The sequence below is a fragment of the Micromonospora sp. WMMD1128 genome (genome assembly GCF_027497235.1).
Lineage (GTDB): Bacteria > Actinomycetota > Actinomycetes > Mycobacteriales > Micromonosporaceae > Micromonospora.
Genome location: NZ_CP114902.1, coordinates 2,951,157 through 2,971,891, shown reverse-complemented (window position 1 = coordinate 2,971,891; position 20,735 = coordinate 2,951,157). Strand labels below are relative to the sequence as shown.

At 72.0% G+C, this 20,735-nt stretch carries 22 protein-coding genes and 1 riboswitch; of the genes, 12 read left to right on the top strand and 10 right to left on the bottom strand.

Annotated features, from left to right (window positions below):
* Positions 1-33 precede the first annotated feature (33 nt).
* The 3 genes from O7602_RS13645 to O7602_RS13635 are packed head-to-tail and all read left to right on the top strand — an operon-like array spanning position 34 to position 3,288.
* Complete coding sequence (locus tag O7602_RS13645) at positions 34-480, top strand: helix-turn-helix transcriptional regulator (RefSeq protein WP_281589344.1); 447 nt, start codon at positions 34-36, stop codon at positions 478-480.
* 10 nt (positions 481-490) lie between these two features.
* On the top strand, positions 491-904 hold the full coding sequence (locus tag O7602_RS13640; protein ID WP_281589343.1) for a VOC family protein: 414 nt from the start codon (positions 491-493) through the stop codon (positions 902-904).
* A gap of 23 nt (positions 905-927) precedes the next feature.
* Entirely contained in the window at positions 928-3,288 is a 2,361-nt protein-coding gene (locus O7602_RS13635) for an excinuclease ABC subunit UvrA (RefSeq protein WP_281589342.1), read from the top strand.
* 70 nt (positions 3,289-3,358) lie between these two features.
* Here O7602_RS13635 and O7602_RS13630 read toward each other — a convergent pair whose 3' ends face one another.
* Entirely contained in the window at positions 3,359-3,679 is a 321-nt protein-coding gene (locus tag O7602_RS13630; RefSeq protein WP_281589341.1) for a phosphotransferase, read from the bottom strand.
* Positions 3,680-3,775: 96 nt separating this feature from the next.
* Here O7602_RS13630 and O7602_RS13625 point away from each other — a divergent pair, with 96 nt between their 5' ends.
* On the top strand, positions 3,776-4,774 hold the full coding sequence (locus tag O7602_RS13625; RefSeq protein WP_281589339.1) for a tyrosine-type recombinase/integrase: 999 nt from the start codon (positions 3,776-3,778) through the stop codon (positions 4,772-4,774).
* A 12-nt stretch (positions 4,775-4,786) separates the two neighbouring features.
* Here O7602_RS13625 and O7602_RS13620 read toward each other — a convergent pair whose 3' ends face one another.
* Together O7602_RS13620 and O7602_RS13615 are read right to left on the bottom strand one after the other, a co-directional pair.
* A complete protein-coding gene (locus O7602_RS13620) occupies positions 4,787-5,125 on the bottom strand; it encodes an FAD-dependent monooxygenase (protein ID WP_281589337.1) in 339 nt (112 codons plus the stop codon).
* 53 nt (positions 5,126-5,178) lie between these two features.
* Positions 5,179-5,901, bottom strand: a complete 723-nt coding sequence (locus O7602_RS13615; protein ID WP_281589335.1) for an FAD-dependent monooxygenase — start codon at positions 5,899-5,901, stop codon at positions 5,179-5,181.
* 131 nt (positions 5,902-6,032) lie between these two features.
* Here O7602_RS13615 and O7602_RS13610 point away from each other — a divergent pair, with 131 nt between their 5' ends.
* From O7602_RS13610 to O7602_RS13595, 4 genes are all read left to right on the top strand, one after another.
* Positions 6,033-7,007, top strand: a complete 975-nt coding sequence (locus O7602_RS13610; RefSeq protein ID WP_281589333.1) for a GntR family transcriptional regulator — start codon at positions 6,033-6,035, stop codon at positions 7,005-7,007.
* Positions 7,008-7,102: 95 nt separating this feature from the next.
* Positions 7,103-7,744: an HAD-IA family hydrolase gene (locus tag O7602_RS13605; RefSeq protein WP_281589331.1), complete on the top strand. Its 642-nt coding sequence runs from the start codon at positions 7,103-7,105 to the stop codon at positions 7,742-7,744.
* 69 nt (positions 7,745-7,813) lie between these two features.
* Positions 7,814-8,845 (top strand): hypothetical protein, encoded by a 1,032-nt coding sequence (locus O7602_RS13600; protein WP_281589328.1) that lies wholly within the window; start codon positions 7,814-7,816, stop codon positions 8,843-8,845.
* 151 nt (positions 8,846-8,996) lie between these two features.
* Complete coding sequence (locus O7602_RS13595) at positions 8,997-9,830, top strand: tetrahydrofolate dehydrogenase/cyclohydrolase catalytic domain-containing protein (RefSeq protein WP_281589327.1); 834 nt, start codon at positions 8,997-8,999, stop codon at positions 9,828-9,830.
* A gap of 6 nt (positions 9,831-9,836) precedes the next feature.
* Here O7602_RS13595 and O7602_RS13590 read toward each other — a convergent pair whose 3' ends face one another.
* Complete coding sequence (locus tag O7602_RS13590; protein WP_281589325.1) at positions 9,837-10,616, bottom strand: endonuclease/exonuclease/phosphatase family protein; 780 nt, start codon at positions 10,614-10,616, stop codon at positions 9,837-9,839.
* Positions 10,617-10,845: 229 nt separating this feature from the next.
* Here O7602_RS13590 and O7602_RS13585 point away from each other — a divergent pair, with 229 nt between their 5' ends.
* Entirely contained in the window at positions 10,846-11,565 is a 720-nt protein-coding gene (locus tag O7602_RS13585; protein WP_281590284.1) for a TSUP family transporter, read from the top strand.
* Positions 11,543-12,361 (top strand): GNAT family N-acetyltransferase, encoded by an 819-nt coding sequence (locus O7602_RS13580; RefSeq protein ID WP_281589324.1) that lies wholly within the window; start codon positions 11,543-11,545, stop codon positions 12,359-12,361. Before O7602_RS13585 ends, O7602_RS13580 begins: the two co-directional genes overlap by 23 nt.
* On the opposite strand, the gene O7602_RS13575 is transcribed toward O7602_RS13580, so the two are convergent.
* On the bottom strand, positions 12,341-12,850 hold the full coding sequence (locus O7602_RS13575) for a peptide deformylase (RefSeq protein WP_281589323.1): 510 nt from the start codon (positions 12,848-12,850) through the stop codon (positions 12,341-12,343). The two genes, O7602_RS13580 and O7602_RS13575, sit on opposite strands and share 21 nt — an antisense overlap.
* A gap of 74 nt (positions 12,851-12,924) precedes the next feature.
* Between O7602_RS13575 and pip the strand changes: the two genes are divergently transcribed.
* Together pip and O7602_RS13565 are read left to right on the top strand one after the other, a co-directional pair.
* Positions 12,925-13,872, top strand: coding sequence for a prolyl aminopeptidase (pip, locus tag O7602_RS13570; protein WP_281589322.1), 948 nt, complete (start codon positions 12,925-12,927; stop codon positions 13,870-13,872).
* Positions 13,873-14,090: 218 nt separating this feature from the next.
* The gene (locus O7602_RS13565; RefSeq protein ID WP_013286363.1) at positions 14,091-14,291 is read left to right on the top strand and encodes a DUF5999 family protein; all 201 of its coding nucleotides are present in this window, start codon (positions 14,091-14,093) and stop codon (positions 14,289-14,291) included.
* A 94-nt stretch (positions 14,292-14,385) separates the two neighbouring features.
* On the opposite strand, the gene gcvP is transcribed toward O7602_RS13565, so the two are convergent.
* The 5 genes from gcvP to O7602_RS13540 all read right to left on the bottom strand — a co-directional run bounded on the left by gcvP (position 14,386) and on the right by O7602_RS13540 (position 20,707).
* Positions 14,386-17,211, bottom strand: a complete 2,826-nt coding sequence (gene gcvP / locus O7602_RS13560) for an aminomethyl-transferring glycine dehydrogenase (protein ID WP_281589321.1) — start codon at positions 17,209-17,211, stop codon at positions 14,386-14,388.
* A gap of 74 nt (positions 17,212-17,285) precedes the next feature.
* Positions 17,286-17,376: riboswitch (glycine riboswitch) on the bottom strand.
* Between the two features lie 57 nt (positions 17,377-17,433).
* Positions 17,434-18,267: an NAD-dependent protein deacetylase gene (locus O7602_RS13555; RefSeq protein WP_281590283.1), complete on the bottom strand. Its 834-nt coding sequence runs from the start codon at positions 18,265-18,267 to the stop codon at positions 17,434-17,436.
* Between the two features lie 210 nt (positions 18,268-18,477).
* The gene (locus O7602_RS13550; RefSeq protein ID WP_281589319.1) at positions 18,478-19,158 is read right to left on the bottom strand and encodes a cell division protein DivIVA; all 681 of its coding nucleotides are present in this window, start codon (positions 19,156-19,158) and stop codon (positions 18,478-18,480) included.
* On the bottom strand, positions 19,155-20,315 hold the full coding sequence (locus O7602_RS13545) for a globin domain-containing protein (RefSeq protein ID WP_281589317.1): 1,161 nt from the start codon (positions 20,313-20,315) through the stop codon (positions 19,155-19,157). The genes O7602_RS13550 and O7602_RS13545 overlap by 4 nt, the downstream gene beginning before the upstream one ends.
* A 2-nt stretch (positions 20,316-20,317) precedes the next feature.
* On the bottom strand, positions 20,318-20,707 hold the full coding sequence (locus tag O7602_RS13540; protein ID WP_281589315.1) for a group 1 truncated hemoglobin: 390 nt from the start codon (positions 20,705-20,707) through the stop codon (positions 20,318-20,320).
* Positions 20,708-20,735 lie beyond the last annotated feature (28 nt).

Below are 20,735 nucleotides of genomic sequence, written 5' to 3'. Positions count from 1 at the left end.
CGCCAGTCGCACCCCACCTGGGAAGATGTCCCCGTGCAGGACCACGACCCGGCGTTCGCCCAACGCCTGCGCGACCTCACCCGGCTGCGCCGCGTCCGCGACCGCATCGACCGCGAGTACGCGCAACCCCTCGACGTCGAAGCCCTCGCCCGCGGCGAACATATGTCCGCCGGCCACCTCAGCCGCCAGTTCCGCCAGACCTACGGCGAATCCCCGTACGCGTACCTCATGACCCGCCGCATCGAACGCGCCATGGCCCTGCTGCGCCGCGGCGACCTCACCGTCACCGAGGTCTGCTTCGCCGTCGGCTGCCAGTCCCTGGGCACCTTCAGCACCCGCTTCACCGAACTCGTCGGCGAACCACCAAGCGCCTACCGCGCCCGCCACGCACCCGCCACCGCCGAACCACCGGCGTGCCTCACCAAACAGGCCACCCGACCGATCAGGAATCGAGAAGCCCGGACCGACCGCCCCCACTAGCGTGACCACCATGACCATCACGATCCACTACGCCTTCCTCCCGCACACCGACGCCGACGCCGCCATCGCCTTCTACCGCGACACCCTCGGCTTCGACCTCCGCAACGACGTCGGCCACGGCGACACCATGCGCTGGCTCACCGTCGGCCCACCCGAACAACCCGAAACCGGCATCGTCCTGCACCCCCCGGCCGTCGACCCCGGCATCACCGACGACGAACGCCGCACCATCCACGAACTCATCGCCAAGGGCAGCTACGGCGCGCTCACCCTCGCCACCGACGACCTCGACGCCCTGTTCGACCGCCTCCAGGCCGCCGGCGCCGACGTCGTCCAGGAACCCACAGAACAGCCCTACGGCGTCCGCGACTGCGCCTTCCGCGACCCCACCGGCAACCTCATCCGCATCAACCAGCGACGCTGAAGCCACCACCGGACGGAGATCCCATGACCACGGCCCACGCCGACAGCCACGACATGATCCGCGTCCACGGCGCCCGCGAGAACAACCTGCGCGACGTCGACGTCGAACTACCCAAACGCCGCCTCACCGTGTTCACCGGCGTCTCCGGCTCCGGCAAGAGCTCCCTGGTCTTCGGCACCATCGCCGCCGAGTCCCAACGACTCATCAACGAGACCTACAGCGCGTTCGTCCAGGGCTTCATGCCCACCCTGTCCCGACCCGACGTCGACCTCCTCGACGGCCTCACCACAGCGATCATCGTCGACCAGGAACGCATGGGCGCCGACCCCCGCTCCACCGTCGGCACCGCCACCGACGCCAACGCCATGCTCCGGATCCTGTTCAGCCGCCTCGGCCAACCCCACATCGGCCCACCCAACGCCTACTCGTTCAACGTCCCATCCGTCCGCGCCACCGGCGCCATCACCGTCGAACGCGGCGCCGGCAGAACCCAGGCCAAGAAGGCCACCTTCACCCGCCTCGGCGGCATGTGCCCCCGCTGCGAGGGCCGCGGCGCCGTCAACGACATCGACCTCACCGTCCTCTACGACGCCGACCGCAGCATCAACGACGGCGCCATCACCATCCCCGGCTACAGCATGGACGGCTGGTACGGCCGCATCTTCCGCGGCAGCGGCATGTTCGACCCCGACAAGCCCATCCGCGACTACACGAAACGGGAACTGCACGACCTCCTGCACAAGGAACCCACCAAGATCAAGGTCGAGGGCATCAACGTCACCTACACCGGCCTGATCCCCGCCATGCAGAAGTCGATGCTCAGCAAGGACGTCGACGCCATGCAACCCCACATCCGCGCCTTCGTCGAACGCGCCGTCACGTTCACCACCTGCCCCGACTGCGACGGCACCCGCCTGAGCCCCGAAGCCCGCTCCTCGAAGATCAACGGCATCAGCATCGCCGACGCCTGCGCCATGCAGATCAGCGACCTCGCCACCTGGGTACGCGACCTGACCGAACCCTCCGTCGCCCCGCTGCTCACCGCGCTGGGGGACACCCTCGACTCCTTCGTCGAGATCGGCCTCGGCTACCTCAGCCTCGACCGCCCCGCCGGCACCCTCTCCGGCGGCGAGGCCCAACGCACCAAGATGATCCGCCACCTCGGCTCGTCCCTGACCGACGTCACCTACGTCTTCGACGAACCCACCATCGGGCTGCACCCGCACGACATCGCCCGGATGAACAACCTCCTGCTGCGCCTGCGCGACAAGGGCAACACCGTCCTGGTCGTCGAACACAAACCCGAAACCATCGCCATCGCCGACCACGTCGTCGACCTCGGCCCCGGCGCCGGCACCGCCGGCGGCGCCATCTGCTACGAGGGCACCGTCGCCGGCCTCCGCGCCAGCGACACCACCACCGGCCGCCACCTCGACGACCGCGCCACCCTCAAGGACACCCCGCGCACACCCACCGGCACCCTGCCCATCCGCGGCGCCCGCACCCACAACCTGCGCGACGTCGACGTCGACATCCCCCTCGGCGTCCTCGTCGTCGTCACCGGCGTCGCCGGCTCCGGCAAGAGCTCCCTCATCCACGGCTCCCTGGCCGGCCGCGACGACGTGGTAAGCGTCGACCAGACCCCCATCCGTGGCTCCCGCCGCAGCAACCCCGCCACCTACACCGGCCTGCTCGACCCCATCCGCAAGGCCTTCGCCAAAGCCAACGGCGTCAAACCCGCCCTGTTCAGCGCCAACTCCGAGGGCGCCTGCCCCACCTGCAACGGCGCCGGCGTCATCTACACCGACCTGGCCATGATGGCCGGTGTCGCCAGCACCTGCGAGGACTGCGAGGGCAAACGCTTCCAGGCCGCCGTGCTCGACTACCACCTCGGCGGCCGCGACATCAGCGAGGTCCTCGCCATGTCGGTGAACGAGGCGGAGAAGTTCTTCGGCGCCGGCGACGCCCGCACCCCGGCCGCCCACACCGTCCTCGACCGGCTCGCCGACGTCGGCCTCGGCTACCTCACGCTCGGTCAACCCCTCACCACGCTCTCCGGAGGGGAGCGGCAGCGACTCAAGCTCGCCACCCGGATGGGGGACAAGGGCGGTGTCCACGTCCTCGACGAGCCCACCACCGGCCTGCACCTGGCCGACGTCGCCCACCTGCTCAGCCTGCTCGACCGGCTCGTCGACGCCGGCAAGTCCGTCATCGTCATCGAGCACCACCAGGCGGTCATGGCGCACGCCGACTGGATCATCGACCTCGGCCCGGGCGCGGGGCACGACGGCGGCCGGATCGTCTTCGAGGGCACCCCGGCCGACCTCGTGGCCGCCCGGTCCACGCTCACCGGCGAGCACCTCGCCGCCTATGTCGGGGCCTGACCCCGACGGCGGACACGGGACGGTGGTGTCCGGCATCTTCCACCGTTCCGCACCGGTTCGATAATCTACATTATGTCAAGTAAACCGGATGGGGGCCTCCCCGGCGCACCGACCAGGGGTACGGATAGCCGGCGCCGGGCGCGCCGGTGGCCACCGGTTCGGGTACCGGTAGCGGCAGGTGGCGGGCCAGGTGAGGCGGCCAGCGGTCCTCCTTGGCGACGCCGGGCACGTAGCCCTCGGCGCTGGGCAGCCGGGCCAGCAGGTCGTCGTCGAGGCGAAACGTCCGGTTGTCCCACCCCTGCCGGGGCACGGCGTCGACCGGCAGGTGCGCCCAGTGCGGGAACTGCGCGGCGACAAGGGTGCGGACGAGCGTTTCGCCGATCTCCACCATGGGGCCCGGTCCGCGGTGTGCGGCTAGCGTTTTTCGGCCGCTCTCCCCCGGAGCGCCGGCCTGGCGGGAACGCGAAATTCATGCATAATATTCCTTATGCATGACAAACCGGACGAAACGGTAGGGGCGTTGATCGAGGAGTTCCTGACCGCTCGGGCCACCCGCAAGCCCTCCCCGCACACTTTGGCGGCGTACCGGCGGGACCTGAACGCGGTGGCGGCGCTGGTCGCGGCGGACGGTGACGACCGCACTCCCCTCCCCCTCGGCCGGCTGCCCGTCGGCGCCCTCTCCGCCCGGGTGATGCGCGCGGCGTTCGCCCGCTTCGCCGCTCCCCGCGCCGCCGCCTCCGTCCACCGCGCCTGGTCCACCTGGAACAGCTTCTTCACGTTCCTGGTGGCCGAGGGGGTCGTGCCCGGCAATCCGATGCCGGCGGTGGGGCGCCCGCGCACGCCGCTCCCCCGGCCCAAGCCGCTGCGCGGCGAGGACACCCCGGAGGAGCTGCTGGCGGCGGTGGCGCGCGCGGACGGCCGGCAGCGTGACCCGTGGCCGGAGCGGGACCTGGCGGTGCTGGCGCTGGCGCTGTGCGCCGGGTTGCGGCTGTCGGAGCTGCTGGCGCTGCGTGTGTCGTCGGTGGCCGGGCGCGACGGCGAGCGACGCGTTGACGTGGCGGGCAAGGGCGGGCGGCCGCGGACGGTGCCGATCGAGGTGGGCGTGGACCGGGTGCTGGCCGGTTACCTGGAGAGCCGGCGGGTGCGTTTCGGTGGGCGCAGCGTGCGGCCGGACGGGCCGTTGCTGGTGGACCGGGCGGGTGAGCCGTTGCGTCGGGGCGGTCTGCAGTATCTGGTGGAGTCGTGTTACCGGCGGGCGGGCATCGGTGACCGGGTGCCCCGGGGGGCGCGGTTGCACGCGTTGCGGCACACGTTCGCGACGCGGTTGGCGGAGGACGGGGCGGGCGCGGCGGAGATCATGCGGTTGCTGGGACACGCGTCGTTGGCGTCGTCGCAGACGTACATCGAGGTGACGGCGGGTCAGCAGCGGGCGGCGGCGGCAGCGAACCGCACGAATCGGGTGTTTTTCGGGTTGCCGGGCTTCTGAGGTGTGGGCTCGTCATCGGGTCCGCGCGTCGAGGTCGATGGCCGACTTGGCCAGTTCGGTGGACTCCTCGGAGGGCGGACCGCCGGGATTCTCCGTGGCGAGTGCCTGGTTGAGCGTGACGAACCGGCGCATCCGTTGTTCGTAGCGATCGAGCGCGGCGCGGTGGTCGTCGGTGGCGTCGGCCAGGGAGTCGGCGAGCACGTACGCGCCCACCAGCGGGCTGGTGCCTTGTCCCGACAGGGGCGAGGGGCAGTAGCCGGCGTCGCCGAGCAGCGTGACCCTGCCGGTGGACCAGCGGTCCATGTGGATCTGGGCCATGGCGTCGAAGTAGAAGTCAGGGGCCTGCCACATGGCGGCGAGTAGTCGTGGGGTTTCCCAGCCGACGCCGGCGAGTCTTTCCTCGATCAGTGCGCGTTGGGCGTTACGTCGTGGCGGTCGTAGTCGAGCGGACCCGACTCGAAGCCGAGGTTGACTCGGATCTCGGTGTTGTCACGTGCCGAGTAGATGCCGTAGCCGACGTCCGGCGCGCGGAGCCAGACCTGCCAGCGGTCCAGGTCGAGGAAGTTGGGGGCGGTGAACACGCCGACGTATGCGTGGAGGTGGCGCACGTGGGGCTGCTCCGGCCCGAAGGCGAGCCGCCGCACCGTGGAGTGCAGACCGTCCGCGCCGACGACCAGGTCGAATGTTTCGGGCGGGGCGTGGTCGAAAGTCGCTCGGATGCCGTCCCGGTGTTGTTCGAGTGCGGTCACGGAGTCACCGAACAGGTAGCGGGTGTGTGGTCGGGTTGCGTCGATGAGCATGTCGGTGAGGTCTTCCCGGAGCACCTCGATGTCGTCGCTGTCGAGTCGGCCGCTGCTGAGTGCCATCTCGGTTGAGCGCATGATCTCGGTGCCGTGGGCGTCGAGCATCGACATTCCGCGCATCTGGGTGTGGGCGCGGCGTAGTGGTTCGGTCAGTCCCATTCGCTTGATCACCTGGAGCGCCACCCCACGCACGTCCACCGCGTGGCCACCGGCTCGTGGCGCGGGCGCCTGCTCTACCACTGTCGGGGTGATGTCGTGGTGGCGCAGCCAGTACGCCAGGGCCGGTCCGGCGACGCCGGCGCCGGAGATCAGCACGGTCTTCACGGGGTCCTCCTTGTGCTTCGTACGCTGTACGCGTCATCAACGTACGATGTACATAGTTGAATTTAAAAGGGATGCGGGCGACGCTGCATTAGCGCAGGAGCGCTCGTGTACCAGCACAGAGGGGTGCTCCAGTGACCGTTGAGCCGCCGTACCTGCATATCGCCGCGGAGCTACGCCGACGCATCGCCGCACGGGAGCTGCGGCCCGGTGATCGACTTCCTTCGATTCGAGCGCTTGCCGCCGGGTGGGGAGTCGCGCCGGGCACTGCGGCGAAGGCGTTGAACGAGTTGCGTCAGGCTGGTCTGGTCCGCGCTCAACCGCGGGTGGGTTCGATCGTGGCGCCGCCGGCTGCCCGTGCAGGATCGCGCACGGCGCCGCGAGCGCGGCCGGCGTCGACGGGAACGGCCGCGATGCCGGAGGTCGAGTTGAGCCGCGACCGCGTCGTACGCGCCGCCATGGCGATAGCGGATGCCCAAGGGCTTGAGGCCGTGTCGATGCGGGCCGTCGCCGCGCGGTTGGGGGTGGCCACCATGTCGCTGTATCGGCACGTCGCGGGTAAGGACGAACTGGTGCTGCTGATGGCGGACGTGGCGTACGGGGAGGGTGAGTATCCGGCGGTGCCGCCTGACGGTTGGCGCGCCAGGCTGGAGTTCGGCGCTCGCCTGCTGTGGGGTCTGCACTGCCGCCATCCGTGGCTCGCTCACCTGGGTCCACTGGCCAGGCCCCTGCCGCTACCCAACCTGTTGCGTCATGGCGAGTGGATCATCGGCGCGTTGGCCGATCTGGGCCTGTCCGCGGATCGTGTTCTTGACCTGCAGATTCTGTTGTTCAGCCACGGTCAGGGCCTCGCCGTTCACCTGGAGCGTGAGGCCCGTGCGCGAGCGGAGACCGGCTTGTCGGATGAGCAGTGGGGTGACGCGCAGGCTGCGGACATGCACGCGTTGGCCTACTCCGGACGGTATCCGAACCTCGCCCGGATGATGGACGGACTCGTCGGCGGCTACGACTTCGATCTCGACGCGCTGTTCGCCCTGGGTCTGCAGGCGTTGCTCGACGGGTTCGAGCGCCTCGTCGGGGCGCGGCAGGACGGCGGCGAGGCGGCCTGAGTCGGTGACCGGGTGCCGCGGGGCGCGGCGAACCGCACGAACCGGACGCTGTGGGGGTTGTCCGGCTCGTAGTCCGGTCGCCTAGCCTCGACACCGTGGTTCACGCGCGGATCCCGCTGGCCGGGTTGGTCTTCGACATGGACGGCACCCTGATCGAGTCGCACGCGGCGGTGCCGGCGGCGTACCGGGCGGCGGTTGTCGCCGGCGGTGGTCGCCCGCCCAGCGACGAGGAGGTCATCGCCGGTTATCCGCTGGGTGCTCCGGAGCACCTGCTCGCCGCGTTGCTCCGTCGTCCCGCCACCCGGGTGGATCTCGACCGCTACCACGACGAGTTGGCGAGGGCGGCGGACCGGGTCACGGTGTACGACGGGGTGGCGGATCTGTTGGCGGAGGTCGGGCGGCGGTTGCCGGTGGGGGTGTTCACCGGCGCCAGCGCGCGGGCGGCGCGGATCCTGCTGGATCGGACCGGCCTGGCCGCGCACGTGCGGGTGATCGTCGGGGGCGACCAGGTGGCTCGGCCGAAGCCGGATCCGGAGGGTGTCCTGCTGGCGTGCCGGCGTCTGGGTGTCGAGCCGGCGCGGGTGGCCTATGTGGGTGACTCGCCGCTGGATCTGGGGGCGGCCCGCGCGGCGGGTGCGTTGTCGGTCGCGGCGGCCTGGGGGCACCTGTACGACCCGGGTGTGGCGGCTGATCTGGTCGCGGGGCGGCCCGGTGACCTGGTGGCGCTCGTGCGGTGACCCGGTCGGTGGCGCGTGCGGCTCCGGCGTGTCGGCCCGGCTGGCGTGGAGGCTGGCAGGATCGGCCGGATGCGGGTGGGTGCGGCGCGGGCGGTGGCGGTCGGGTGGGTGCGGGAGCGGATGCGGGTTGACCCGTCGGTCGAGGGGGCGTTGTTCAGCGGGTCGACGGTGGGTCTGCCGGATGACGCGGTGGTGCCGCCGTGGTCGGACGTGGACGTGTTGCTGGTGCGGGACTCCCCCGGTGTGAAGGTGGGCAAGTTCGTCCATCGTGGGGTGTTGTTGGAAATCAGCACCGTGACGTGGGCGGAGGTGGGTGGCCCGGACGACGTGTTGGGGTCGTGGGTGTTCGCGCCGATGTTCCGTACCGATTCGGTGATCGCGGATCCGTCGGGGCGGTTGGCGGCGGTGCGGCGGCGGGTGGCGGCCGGGTTCGCGGATCCGGTGTGGGTGCGACGGCGGTGCGCGGGCGTGCGGCGGCGGATCGAGGGCGGGCTGCGGGTGCTGGACGCCGGGGCGCCGTTGGCCGATCAGGTGTTGGCGTGGGTGTTCCCGACGTCGGTGCTGGCGGTGTGGCCGTTGGTGGCGGGGTTGGCGGATCCGACGGTGCGGCGGCGGTATGTGCGGGCGTCGGAGGTGTTGGCGGGTCACGGGTTCGGTGGGCGGTATCCGGAGTTGTTGGCGACGCTCGACGGCGGCGGGGTGGACGCGGGGCGGGTGCGGGCGCATCTGGCCGGGTTGGCGGTGGTGTTCGACGAGGTGGCGCGGCTGCCGCGGGACGGGTTCGCGTTCGGGGCCGATCTGGGCGCGGCGGGGCGGGCGGTGGTGTTCGACGGTGGCGCGGAGTTGGTGGCGGCGGGGCGGCACCGGGAGGCGATGTTCTGGGTGGTGGTGACGTACGCGCGGTGCCTGTCGGTGGTGTCGGCGGTGGCGCCGGAGCGGGAGGGGGTGGCGCGGCCGGGGTTGGAGGCGGTGTTGGCGGATCTGGGGGTGGCGTCGGCGGCGGATCGGCGGCGGCGGGCGGACGCGGTGTTGGCGTCGTTGCCGGTGTGGCAGTCGGTGATGGATGCGGTGGCGCGGCGGGCTGTGGCAGGCTGGGGGTGACGCGACTGGCGGCACGGGGATGGGTGGAAACCATCGGGGAGCTCGTCGTGGGGGTCGACCGCCTGGGCCTCCGCGGGCGAGGTGTCGCGTGTCTTCTTCTTCGGGTTCGGCGGGTCAGGGTGCGACGGCGCGGCTGTTGCCGGGTGGGCCGGTGGCGGAGCGGGTGTTGACCGATGTTGCCGCGTCGGTGGCGCGGTTGCGCGCGGCCGGGGTGACGCCGGCGTTGGCGACGGTGTTGGTGGGTGACGACGACGCGAGCGCGGGTTACATCCGGATCAAGCAGCGTCAGGCGGCGGAGTTGGGGTTCGCGTCGCCGCACGTGCATCTGCCGGCGGCGGCGTCGCAGGCGGATCTGCACGCGGTGGTGGCGGATTTCAACGCCGACAAGGATGTGCACGGGGTGTTGGTGCAGCATCCGATTCCGGTGGGTCTGGACTACGACCGGGCTCTTGCCGAGGTGGATCCGGACAAGGACGTGGACGGGATGCATCCGGTGAACATGGGCCGGTTGGCGTTGGGGTTGCCGGGTCCGTTGCCGTGTACGCCGGCGGGGATCGAGGCGTTGTTGGCGTTCCATCAGGTGCCGGTGGCGGGCCGGGAGGTGGTGATCCTGGGTCGGGGCGCGACGTTGGGTCGGCCGTTGGCGTTGTTGTTGGCGCAGAAGCGGCCGACGGCGAACGCGGCGGTGACGGTGGTGCACACGGGGGTGGCGGACTGGCCGCGGTATACGCGCCGGGCGGAGATTCTGGTGGCGGCGGCGGGGGTGCCGGGGATCGTGCGGCCGGAGCATGTGCGGCCGGGTGCGGTCGTGGTCGGTGGTGGGGTGCGGTATGAGGGGCGGCGGTTGCTGCCGGACGTGGACGAGTCGTGCGCGCGGGTGGCGGGGGCGATCACGCCGCGGGTCGGTGGGGTGGGTCCGACGACGGTGGCGATGTTGTTCCGTAACGCGGTGGAGGCGGCGCGGCGGCAGTCCGGGGTGGGGTGAACGGTTTCAGCCGAGGTCGACCACGAGGGGTCGGTGGTCGGAGATGGTGGACAGTGGGGTGCCGACGGCGGTGACGGGTGGGAGCCGGTCGAGGTGGTGCCGGTCGGCGAGGGCGTGGTCGAGTTGGACGCGGGGTTGCCCGGCCGGGTAGGTGGGGCGTCGGGCGAGGGGTCGCCAGCGGGTGAGGGTGGCGGCGGGGCCGGCGGGGAGGTTGAGGTCGCCGAGCAGGATCCGGGGTGCGGGCAGGGCGCGCAGGGCGCGTACGACGCGGCGTAGTTGCCAGATGTTCCAGCCGGGGACGAAGGACAGGTGGGTGGCGGCGACGGTGATCCGGCCGTGGGGGGTGTCGAGGACGGCGGCGAGGACGACGCGGGGTTCGTCGCGGAGCAGGAGGAGTCCGCCGCCGGGTCCGGGCGCGTAGATGGGTGAGCGTACGGGTGCCGGTGGTAGGCGGGTGACGTGCCAGGTGCGGACGGGGTGGCGGCTGATGAGGCCGACGCCGTAGAGGGGTTCGCCGTGTCCGTCGTCGTCGTGGGTGAGGGGGCGGAACTGTTCGCCGGGGGTGCCGACGACGGCGGCGGCGAAGCGGTGGTGGTCGGCGTGCAGGGCGCGGGCGGCGATGGCGGTGAGGTCGTGGTTGCCGCTGCGGGTCTGGTCGCGGTCGACTTCCTGGAGGGCGAGGATGTCGGCGTCGAGGGCGGTGACGGCGGCGGTGAGCCGGTCGGGGTCGACGAGCCCGTCGGTGAGGGATCGGCCGTGCAGCAGGTTGAAGGTGGCCAGGCGCACCTGCACACCCTACGTCGGGGGTGGCAGGCTGGCCGGGTGCTGAAGCTGTTGTGCTGTTCGGTGGTGGTGTTCGTGGCGGTGGCGTCGGTGGGGGTGTGGTTGCGGCGGCGTCGGGGTCGGTGAGGCTGGCCACAGGGGTTCTCGCCGCTGGTGGCGGGGTGGGCAGAATCGCGGCGTGGATCCGTGGGCGTTGACGACGTTGCTGGCTGCGGCTGCCGTGGCGGGGTGGGTGGACGCGGTGGTGGGTGGCGGCGGGCTGTTGTTGTTGCCGGCGTTGTTGGTGGCGGCGCCGGGGGTGCCGGTGGCGACGGCGTTGGGGACGAACAAGTTGGCGGCGATCTTCGGGACGTCGACGGCGGCGGTGACGTATGCCCGGCGGACGACGGTGGACTGGGTGGTGGCGGGTCCGGCGGCGGGGTTGGCGGTGCTGTCGGCGGGGTTGGGTGCGGCGTTGGCGGGTGTGGTGCCGGCGGGGGCGTACCGGCCGGTGGTGTTGGTGGTGTTGGTGTCGGTGGCGGTGTTCGTGGTGCTGCGCCCGCGGCTGGGTGTGGTGGCGCAGCCGGCGCGGCGGACGCCGGCGCGGGTGGCGGTGGCGGTCGGGGTGGCCGGGGTGGCGGTGGCGTTGTACGACGGGTTGATCGGTCCGGGTACGGGGACGTTTCTGGTGGTGGCGTTCACGGCGGTGGTGGGCGCGGATTTCCTGCACGGTTCGGCGATGGCGAAGGTGGTCAACGCGGGGACGAACCTGGGCGCGTTGGTGGTGTTCGGGGTGACCGGGCACGTGTGGTGGCTGCTCGGGGCGGCGATGGCGGTGTGCAACGTCGCCGGGGCGGTGGTGGGGGCGCGGATGGCGGTGCGCCGCGGGTCGGGGTTCGTGCGCGTGGTGCTGTTGGTGGTGGTCGTGGCGTTGGTGGCGAAGGTGGGTCATGACCAGTGGGTGGCGGGTTGAGGTGGCGGTGCGCGCGGAGCACGACCGGGTGGTGCTGGCGGGTCTGTTGGGTGGGGATCCGGTGTTGCACGCCTACCAGTTGGGTGATCTGGACGACTTCTTCTGGCCGTACACGTCGTGGTTTCGTCGGGGTGAGCAGGTGGTGTTGCTGTATCACGGGGTGACGCCGCCGACGGTGTTGGCGTTCGCGGCGCCGGCGGGGCGCGCGGGGATGGCGGCGTTGTTGGCGGAGGTGGCGCCGGTGTTGCCGGCCCGGTCGTACGCGCACCTGTCCCCCGGGCTGGTGGGGGCCCTGTCCGGGTCGTTCCGGTGTGAGTCGGGTGGGCGGCATCTTCGGATGGCGTTGACGGATCCGGGCCGGTTGGCGGGGGTGGCGTCGGCGGGTGAGGTGTTGGGCGCGGCGGACCTGCCGGCGTTGCGCCGGTTGTACGGGCGGGCGTATCCGGGCAACTGGTTCGACGCGCGGATGGTGGAGACCGGCCAGTACGTGGGGGTGCGCGACGGCGGTGAGCTGGTCGCGGTGGCGGGGGTGCACGTGTGGTCGCCGGTGTACGGGGTGGCGGCGGTGGGCAACGTGGCGACGGATCCGCGGTGGCGGGGTCGGGGGTTGGGCGCGGCGGTGGTGGCGGCGGCGTGTGCGCGGCTGCGGGAGAGCGTCGCGCACGTGGTGTTGAACGTGAGCGCGGGTAACGCGGCGGCGGTGCGGTTGTACGAGCGGGTGGGGTTCACCCGGGTCGCCGACTATGAGGAGTTCACGTTGACGGCCCGGTCGGGGTTATCGGCTGCGGCTGGGTGAGTCGAACCGGCCGGCGCGGATGTCCCGCAGGGCGCGGCGGCGGGTGTCGCCGCGCAGGGTGTCGACGTAGAGCCGGCCGTGCAGGTGGTCGGTTTCGTGTTGCAGGATGCGGGCGAGGAAGCCGCTGCCGGTGATGGTGAGCGGTTCGCCGTGCTGGTCGTGGCCGTGGGCGGTGGCGTGCATGGCGCGGGGGGTCGGGAAGTAGAGCCCGGGGATGGACAGGCAGCCCTCGTCGTCGTCCTGGAGTTCGTCGGACAGTTCCAGGGTGGGGTTGACGAGGTGGCCGGTGTGGCCGTCGGCGTGCCAGGCGAACACCTGGGTGTTGACGCCGATCTGGGGTGCGGCGACGGCGGCGCGTCCGGGCGCGCCGAGAGTCGTGTCGATCAGGTCCTGCACGAGGGCGCGCAGTTCGGCGTCGAAGGTGGTGACCGGTTCGCTGGGGGTGCGCAGGACGGGGTCGCCGATGATCCGGATCGGGCGCATAGTCATGTCCGGAAGGCTAGTCGTTACTTACCGGTCGGTGGCGTCCACCCGCCGGTCCGATGTCGTGGGAGGGCCCGCCGATGTATCCACCGATCGAGCCGTACGCGGAGGGTTTCCTGGACGTCGGGGACGGTCAGCGGGTGCGGTGGGAGACCTGCGGCAACCCCGACGGCCGGCCGGCGCTCGTGGTGCACGGCGGGCCCGGTTCCGGGGCGGGGGCGTCGTGGCGGCAGTTGTTCGACCCGGCCGTCTACCGGATCGTGTTGTTCGACCAGCGTGGCTGCGGCGGCAGCACCCCGTCGGCGGCGGATCCGGCCACCGACCTGTCGGTGAACACCACGGCGCACCTGCTGGCGGACATGGAGGCGCTGCGCGCGCACCTGGGTGTGGACCGGTGGTTGTTGTGCGGCGCGTCGTGGGGGTCGACGCTGTCGTTGGCGTACGCCCAGGCCCACCCGCAGCGGGTGACCGCGCTGGTGCTGTTCAGCGTGGTCGCCACCACCGCCCGGGAGGTCGAGTGGGTGACCCGGGACATGGGTCGGGTGTTCCCCGAGCAGTGGGCGCGGTTCCGCGACGGGGTGCCGGTGGCCGACCGGGACGGTGACCTGGCCGCCGCGTACGCGCGGCTGGTCAACGACCCGGATCCGGTGGTGCGGGACCGGGCGGCGCGGGACTGGTGCGCGTGGGAGGACGTGCACGTGTCGCTCGCCGGTGGGGACGCGCCGAGCCTGCGCTACGCCGACCCGGTGTTCCGGTTCGGCTTCACCCGGCTGGTCACCCACTACTTCGCCCACGCCGGGTTCCTGCCCGACGGGCAGTTGCTGCGCGACGCGACCCGTCTCGCCGGGATCCCCGGGGTGCTGGTGCAGGGTCGGTTGGACGTCAGCGGTCCGCCCGACATCGCCTGGGAGTTGACCCGGCGGTGGCCCGACGCCCGGCTGGAGATCGTCGAGGCGGGGGGTCACGGCAGCGGTCACGGCATCGGCGAGCGGGTGGTCGCCGCCCTGGACGCGCTCGCCGCCGCCTGAACGCGTCGGCCCCGGAGGCGGCGCGGCGACACGCCCGGCGCATCGACCGGTACCTGTGGGAGCGCTTCCACGACGTCTGGGCGGTTCCGGATCATCCGTTCAGCCGAATCTACGTGAACAAGCCGCAACCTTGCTCGATGCCGCGCGGTTTCACTTGGTACTGTGCGTCACTGGTCATGTGAACCATGACACAGTGCCCCCACAGTCCGGAGAACCCGATGTGTCAGCACCAGCCCACCTGCCCCTCCGCCGACGCGACCGACCGCGAAGCCGCCCGCGTCCTCGCCTGCTTCCCTGAGCAGGGCTGGAGCCTGCTCTGCAACGGCGTCATCGTCTTCGAGGACACCGGTGAGCTGCTCCCCGACGGGCGGACCATCGCCCCGCACCGGGGACCGGCCCGCCACGCCCTCGTCGCCTGAGCGATCACGCAGCGTCGCATGGCGTACGCGCCGGCGGTGACCGTCGGCGCGCCGGCCGGGGCGGAGATCCACCACCGCCCCGGCGTGACCCCGCTCAGCCCTCCTCGAACGCCTCCGGCGCCGGGCAGGAGCAGACCAGGTTCCGGTCGCCGTACGCGCCGTCGACGCGCCGCACCGGCGGCCAGTACTTCCCCGCCCGGTCCACGCCGCCCGGGTAGGCGCCCACCGACCGCGGGTACGGGTGCGGCCACTGGTCGCCGGACACCATCGCCGCGGTGTGCGGCGCGTTCGCCAGGGGGTTGTCGCCGGCCGGCCACCGCCCCGACGCCACCTCGTCGATCTCCCCGCGGATGGCGATCATCGCGTCGCAGAACCGGTCCAACTCGGCCAGGTCCTCACTCTCGGTGGGCTCCACCATCAGCGTCCCCGCCACCGGGAACGACATCGTCGGGGCGTGGAAACCGTAGTCGATCAGCCGCTTCGCCACGTCGTCGACGCTCACCCCGCTCGCCCGGGTCAGCGGACGCAGGTCCAGGATGCACTCGTGCGCCACCAGGCCCTTGTTGCCGGCGTACAGCACCGGGAAGTGCGGGCGCAGCCGCGCCGCCACGTAGTTCGCGGCCAGCACCGCCACCCCGGTGGCCCGCACCAGACCCGGCGCGCCCATCATCCGCAGGTACGCCCACGGGATCGGCAGGATCCCCGCCGACCCGTACCGGGACGCGGAGATCGCCGGCCGGCCGTCGGTGCGCGCGCCGAGCGGGTCGCCGGGCAGGAACGGCGCCAGGTGCGCGCGTACCGCCACCGGCCCCACACCCGGGCCGCCGCCGCCGTGCGGAATGCAGAACGTCTTGTGCAGGTTCAGGTGCGACACGTCCGCCCCGAACATCCCCGGCTTGGCGAACCCGACCAGGGCGTTGAGGTTCGCCCCGTCGACGTACACCTGACCGCCGGCGTCGTGGACCTTCGCGCACAGCTGGGCGATGCCCGTCTCGTACACCCCGTGCGTCGACGGGTACGTCACCATGATCGCCGCGAGGGCGTCCCGATGCTTGTCGATCTTCGCGTCGAGGTCGACCAGGTCGACGTTGCCGTCGGCGTCGCAGCCGACCACGACCACCCGCATCCCGGCCATCACCGCCGACGCGGCGTTGGTGCCGTGCGCCGACGACGGGATCAGGCACACGTCGCGGTGCCCGTCGCCGCGGTCCCGGTGGTAGGCGCGGATCGCCAGCAGCCCGGCCAGCTCACCCTGCGACCCGGCGTTGGGTTGCACGCTGACCGCGTCGTAGCCGGTCACCTCCGCCAGCCAACCCTCCAACTGGGCGATCAACTCCCGGTAGCCGGCGGTCTGCTCCTGCGGCGCGAACGGGTGCAGGTGCGCGAACTCCGCCCAGCTGATCGGTTCCATCTCGCTGGTGGCGTTGAGTTTCATCGTGCACGACCCCAACGGGATCATCCCGCGGTCCAGCGCGTAGTCGAAGTCGGCCAGCCGGCGCAGGTAGCGCAGCATCGCCGTCTCCGAGTGGTGGGCGCCGAACACCGGGTGGGTGAGGAAATCCGACGTGCGGGCCAACCCGTCCGGCAACGCCGCGTCCACGTCGCCGTCGACGCCGTCGACGCCGAACGCCGCCCACACCGCCGCCACGTGCGCCGCCGTGGTCGTCTCGTCGCAGGACACCCCGACCCGGTCGGCGTCGACCAGCCGCAGGTTCACGCCCCGGGCCGCCGCCGCGGCCACCACCCGCGCGGCCCGGCCCGGCACCGTCGCGGTGACCGTGTCGAAGAACGCCACGTCCGCGACCTGCACGCCACCGGCGCGCAGCCCGGCCGCGAGCCGCGCCGCCACCGCATGGGTACGCCGGGCGATCGCCCGCAGCCCGTCCGGCCCGTGGTACACCGCGTACATGCCGGCCATCACCGCGAGGAGCACCTGCGCGGTGCAGATGTTGCTCGTCGCCTTCTCCCGCCGGATGTGCTGCTCCCGGGTCTGCAACGCCAGCCGGTACGCGGGATCACCGGCGGCGTCGCGGGACACCCCGACCAGGCGGCCGGGCAGCATCCGCTCCAGGCCGGCGCGCACCGCCAGGTAGCCGGCGTGCGGCCCACCGAAGCCCATCGGCACCCCGAAACGCTGGGTGGTGCCGGCGGCGATGTCCGCGCCGATCTCACCGGGCGGACGCAGCAGCGTCAACGCCAACAGGTCCGCCGCGACCGTGACCAGCGCCCCGGCGGTGTGCGCGGCGGCGACCAGCGGCGCGTGGTCACGGACCGCGCCGGACGCCCCCGGGTACTGCAGGTGCAGGCCGAAGAACTCCGCCGGCAACCCGTCGACGTCCACGTCGACGACCCGCACCTCGATGCCGAGCGGCTCGGCGCGGCCGGCGAGCACGGCGATGGTCTGCGGCAGCGCGTCGGCGTCCACCACGTACACCGGGCTCGTGCTCTTCGACGCCCGCCGGGCGAGGGTCATCGCCTCCGCCGCGGCCGTGCCCTCGTCGAGCATCGACGCGTTCGCGGTGGCCAGCCCGGTCAGGTCGGTGACCATGGTCTGGAAGTTCAGCAGCGCCTCCAGCCGACCCTGGCTGATCTCCGGCTGGTACGGCGTGTACGCGGTGTACCAGGCCGGGTTCTCCAGCACGTTACGGCGGATCACCGCCGGGGTGTGCGTGCCGTGGTAACCCAGGCCGATCATGGACACGGCGACGGTGTTCCGCGCGGCCAGGGCGCGCAGCTCCGCGACCGCCTCCCGCTCACTCGCCGGTTCCGGCAGGTCCAGGGCGCCGTGCCAGCGGATCACCTCGGGAATCGCGGCGTCCATCAACTCGTCGACGGAGCTGTAACCGACGGCCTCCAACATCCGGCGCTCCGCGGCCGGGTCGGGGCCGATGTGCCGGTCGGCGAACTGCTCAACGGTCATGCGCGGCGCTCCTTGCGAGGGGCGAGGTCGACGGGTCGGCCTCCCCCTGAGTCGCGCTGACGCGCTCCACAGCGCCTGCCCACGTGGTCCTTTTGCCTGAGAGGTTCCGGGGAGAATCTGCCCCTTCGGCGCCGCCTGATCGACGGTCTCTCCCACGTGGGTGGTACCGGCAACCCCCACGCTACCAGCGGCCGTGTTTCCCGCTCATGTCCCGGGGGTTGATCACACCGAGGCGCCCGCCGGCGCGGCCAGGGCGGCGGCGAGCCCGGTCAGGGTGGCGCCCAGCGGGGCGTCCAACCGCACCGTGGCGTACCCGTCGCCGCGGGTGGCGCCCTGGTTGACGATCCCCACCGGAATGCCGTGCTTCGCCGCCCGCACCACGAACCGCCGCCCCGACATGACCGTCAACGACGACCCGAGCACCAGCAGCGACCGGGCCCCCTCGACGAGCGCGAAACAGTCCGCCACCCGCGGCGCCGGCACCGTCTCACCGAAGAACACCACGTCCGGTTTCAGCATCCCGCAGCCGCACACCCCGCAGTCGACCATGCGGAACCCGGACACCGCCTCGTCGGGCAGCTCCACGTCACCGTCGGGGTTGACGTGCGCCACCCGCGCGTCGAACCCCGGATTCGCCTCGGTCAACCGCCGGTGCAGCTCGTCGCGGCCGGTCGCGTTGCCGCAGTCCAGGCACGTCACCTCGTCGAGGCGGCCGTGCAACTCGATCACGCCGGTGGCGCCGGCGGCGGTGTGCAGCCCGTCGACGTTCTGGGTGATGATCCCGCCGAGCAGCCCGGCGCGTTGCAGCCGGACCACCGCCCGGTGCCCCTCGTTCGGCGCGGCCCGGGCGATGGTGCGCCACCCCAGGTGACTGCGCGCCCAGTAACGCCGCCGGGCGTCCGGATCCCGGGTGAACGCCTGATACGTCATCGGGGTGTGCCGGCGGGCCGCGCCGCTCGGCCCCCGATAGTCCGGAATGCCCGACTCGGTGGACAGGCCGGCGCCGCTGAGCACCACCACACCCCCCGCCGCCACCAGCGACGTCAACGCCTCCATCGCATCACTCACCCACCCATGTTCCCTCGCCCCCGCGCCCACTGCCCCCACCCGCCCCCGCCGCGCTTGCGGTGATCATGAGGTTGGCGGTGCGACACGCCGCGGCGGACCGCCGCCAACCTCATGATCGGCGTCGCCGACGCGCTCGCCACCTGACCGGCGAACAAGGAGGGACCCCTCGGCGACGCCGAGGGGTCCCTCCTTGTTCGCTCAACGCTGGTGACGCGGCAACGCCGGCTGCGGCTCCGCGCCGACCGGCGGCACCTCCCGGGCGATACGCTCCATCGTCCGCGCCAACTGCTCACTGCCGTCGTCGAGATGCCGGGCCGCCGCCCGCATGTGCGACATCATCATCTCCCCGAAAATCCGCAACGCCTCCCGCGTGGCCACCGCGTCGTCGACGTTCCCCCCGGCGTTGCTGCGGTACTCCACCACCGCCCGCTCGGCCTCCCGCTTCGCCTCCTCCGCCGCCGCCCGCATGTAACTCTCGTACTGCGCCCGCGCGTACTCGGCGACCCGGCGGGCATAGTCGTGCGCCTGCGCGATGATCTGCTCCGCCTCCCGCTGCGCCGCCGACAACAGGTTCACCTCCTTCGCCGCCGGCATCACCGGCTTGTCGGCGCTCGGAATCACCCCGTGCCGATGCAACTCCAGATGGTCGTTGAGCCGCTCGTTCTCCGCCCGCAGATTCGCCACCTGCGCGGCCAACAAATCCAACTCGTCAGCCACCTGCATCCGGAACCGGTCCACATCGGTCTGCTCGTACCCGCGGCGCGTGAACGCCGCCGCCCCGAACTCCCACCGCCGCACCCGGTCCGACGTCAACCGCACCTGCACCGGACCCGACACGTGCTGCGCGTCGTCATAACTGCTGATCGGAGTCGCACTCACCGGATACCTCCGTCAGGGATGGTCGCCGTACGCCACGTCGGCCCGTACCAATGCTTGCCGTAACCCTCGTGATGCACCTGACCCGGCGCGTAACCCGCCCCGGTCAACGCCGCCACCGACTGGCTCACCATCTCGTCGGACCCACACACGTACACGTGCCTCGACCGCCAGTCCCCCTCGGCCAACACCCGGTCGACGACCGGCGTCACCTCACCCGGCCGCCGCGGATCCCCACCCGACACGTACGACACCCGCAACCACGGATGCTGCGCGGCCAACTTGTCGATCGCCTCGCTGTCGTAGAACTCCGTCCGCGACCGGGCCCCCACATACAGGTCCACCCGCCGCCCCGAACCCTCCGCCGCGACCTGCTCCACCAACGCCTTCACCGGCGCCCAACCCGTCCCACCGGCCAGCAGCAGCAGATCCGACGACCCCGCCGACCACAACGCCAACCCGTCCCCCACCGGCGCCGCCAGGTGAATCTGATCCCCCTCCGCGCACCCGTACACCAGCCGCGACGACACCGCCCCACCCGGCGCCGCCCGCACATGCAACTCCACCGTGCCGTCCGCCCGCGGCGCGTTCGCCGGCGAGTAGTACCGCCACGACCGCACCGCCGGATGCGACACCCCGATCGACTGACCCGCGGTGAACGGCAACAGATACTGCGGCCGCACCGTCAACACCGCCACGTCGAACGTGCGCCGCTCGTGGACCAGCACCTCCCCCACCCACCACGGCGGGGAATGCGCCTCCGCCGCCTGCGCCGCCTCCGTCATCACCCGCGCGACCAGCCCGTACGCCGCCACCCAGTCCGCGGCCAACTCGTCGGTCCACGCCGCGCCGCTGAAATGCCGCAACGTCGCCACCAGCGCCTCACCCACCGCCGGGTAGTGCTCCGCCCGCACCGCGTACTTACGGTGGTCCGCGCCGAGCTGCCGCAGGAACCCGACCAGCAGATCCACCTGGTCCACGTGCGACACGATGTGCCCCAACGCCGACACCAGACGGTCCCGCTGCCCGGCCATGTCCGTGCCGAACATCTGCCGGGTCTCCGGATGCGCCAGGAACAACGTCGAATAGAAGTAGAGCGGCACCTGGTCGCCGTGCCCGGCCACCAGCGCCCAGCTCTGCTTGAGCCGCGCCGCGTCCACGCTCAGGCGTTCCCCGCCGACACGACCTGATCGCGCACCTGACCGAGCACGCCCCGCACGTCGTCGATCACGTCACCCGGCACACCCAACTGCGCCAACGTCGCCGTCAGGTGCTCACCGACCTTCGCGTAGTGGTCCGCCGGAATGTGCAACGGCTGATGCGCCTCGGCCAACCCCCGACCCGCGTACTCGTTCGGACCGCCCAACACCACCGCCAGCATCAACGCCAGATGCCGCCGCTGCTCGACCATGTCCACCCCGGTGAAATAGCCGGCCAGGTCCGGGTCCGCCAGCACCCGGTCGTAGAACACCTCCACCGCGGCCTTCACCGCCGCCGCGCCGCCGATGCGCTCGTAGTGGGACACCGGGGTCGTCTCGTCCGTCACCGTCATGCTCGGTCCTTCCGCGAGGGGCCCGCGG

What these genes read in the sequence shown, in the direction of transcription:
- O7602_RS13635 (WP_281589342.1), top strand. Translation starts at nt 928, where the DNA reads ATGACCACGGCCCACGCCGACAGCCACGACATGATCCGCGTCCACGGC.
- O7602_RS13630 (WP_281589341.1), bottom strand. Translation starts at nt 3,679, where the DNA reads ATGGTGGAGATCGGCGAAACGCTCGTCCGCACCCTTGTCGCCGCGCAG.
- O7602_RS13640 (WP_281589343.1), top strand. Translation starts at nt 491, where the DNA reads ATGACCATCACGATCCACTACGCCTTCCTCCCGCACACCGACGCCGAC.
- O7602_RS13625 (WP_281589339.1), top strand. Translation starts at nt 3,776, where the DNA reads ATGCATGACAAACCGGACGAAACGGTAGGGGCGTTGATCGAGGAGTTC.
- gcvP (WP_281589321.1), bottom strand. Translation starts at nt 17,211, where the DNA reads ATGACCGTTGAGCAGTTCGCCGACCGGCACATCGGCCCCGACCCGGCC.
- O7602_RS13600 (WP_281589328.1), top strand. Translation starts at nt 7,814, where the DNA reads ATGCGGGTGGGTGCGGCGCGGGCGGTGGCGGTCGGGTGGGTGCGGGAG.
- O7602_RS13580 (WP_281589324.1), top strand. Translation starts at nt 11,543, where the DNA reads ATGACCAGTGGGTGGCGGGTTGAGGTGGCGGTGCGCGCGGAGCACGAC.
- O7602_RS13540 (WP_281589315.1), bottom strand. Translation starts at nt 20,707, where the DNA reads ATGACGGTGACGGACGAGACGACCCCGGTGTCCCACTACGAGCGCATC.
- O7602_RS13620 (WP_281589337.1), bottom strand. Translation starts at nt 5,125, where the DNA reads ATGTGGCAGGCCCCTGACTTCTACTTCGACGCCATGGCCCAGATCCAC.
- O7602_RS13555 (WP_281590283.1), bottom strand. Translation starts at nt 18,267, where the DNA reads ATGGAGGCGTTGACGTCGCTGGTGGCGGCGGGGGGTGTGGTGGTGCTC.
- O7602_RS13575 (WP_281589323.1), bottom strand. Translation starts at nt 12,850, where the DNA reads ATGACTATGCGCCCGATCCGGATCATCGGCGACCCCGTCCTGCGCACC.
- pip (WP_281589322.1), top strand. Translation starts at nt 12,925, where the DNA reads ATGTATCCACCGATCGAGCCGTACGCGGAGGGTTTCCTGGACGTCGGG.
- O7602_RS13565 (WP_013286363.1), top strand. Translation starts at nt 14,091, where the DNA reads ATGTGTCAGCACCAGCCCACCTGCCCCTCCGCCGACGCGACCGACCGC.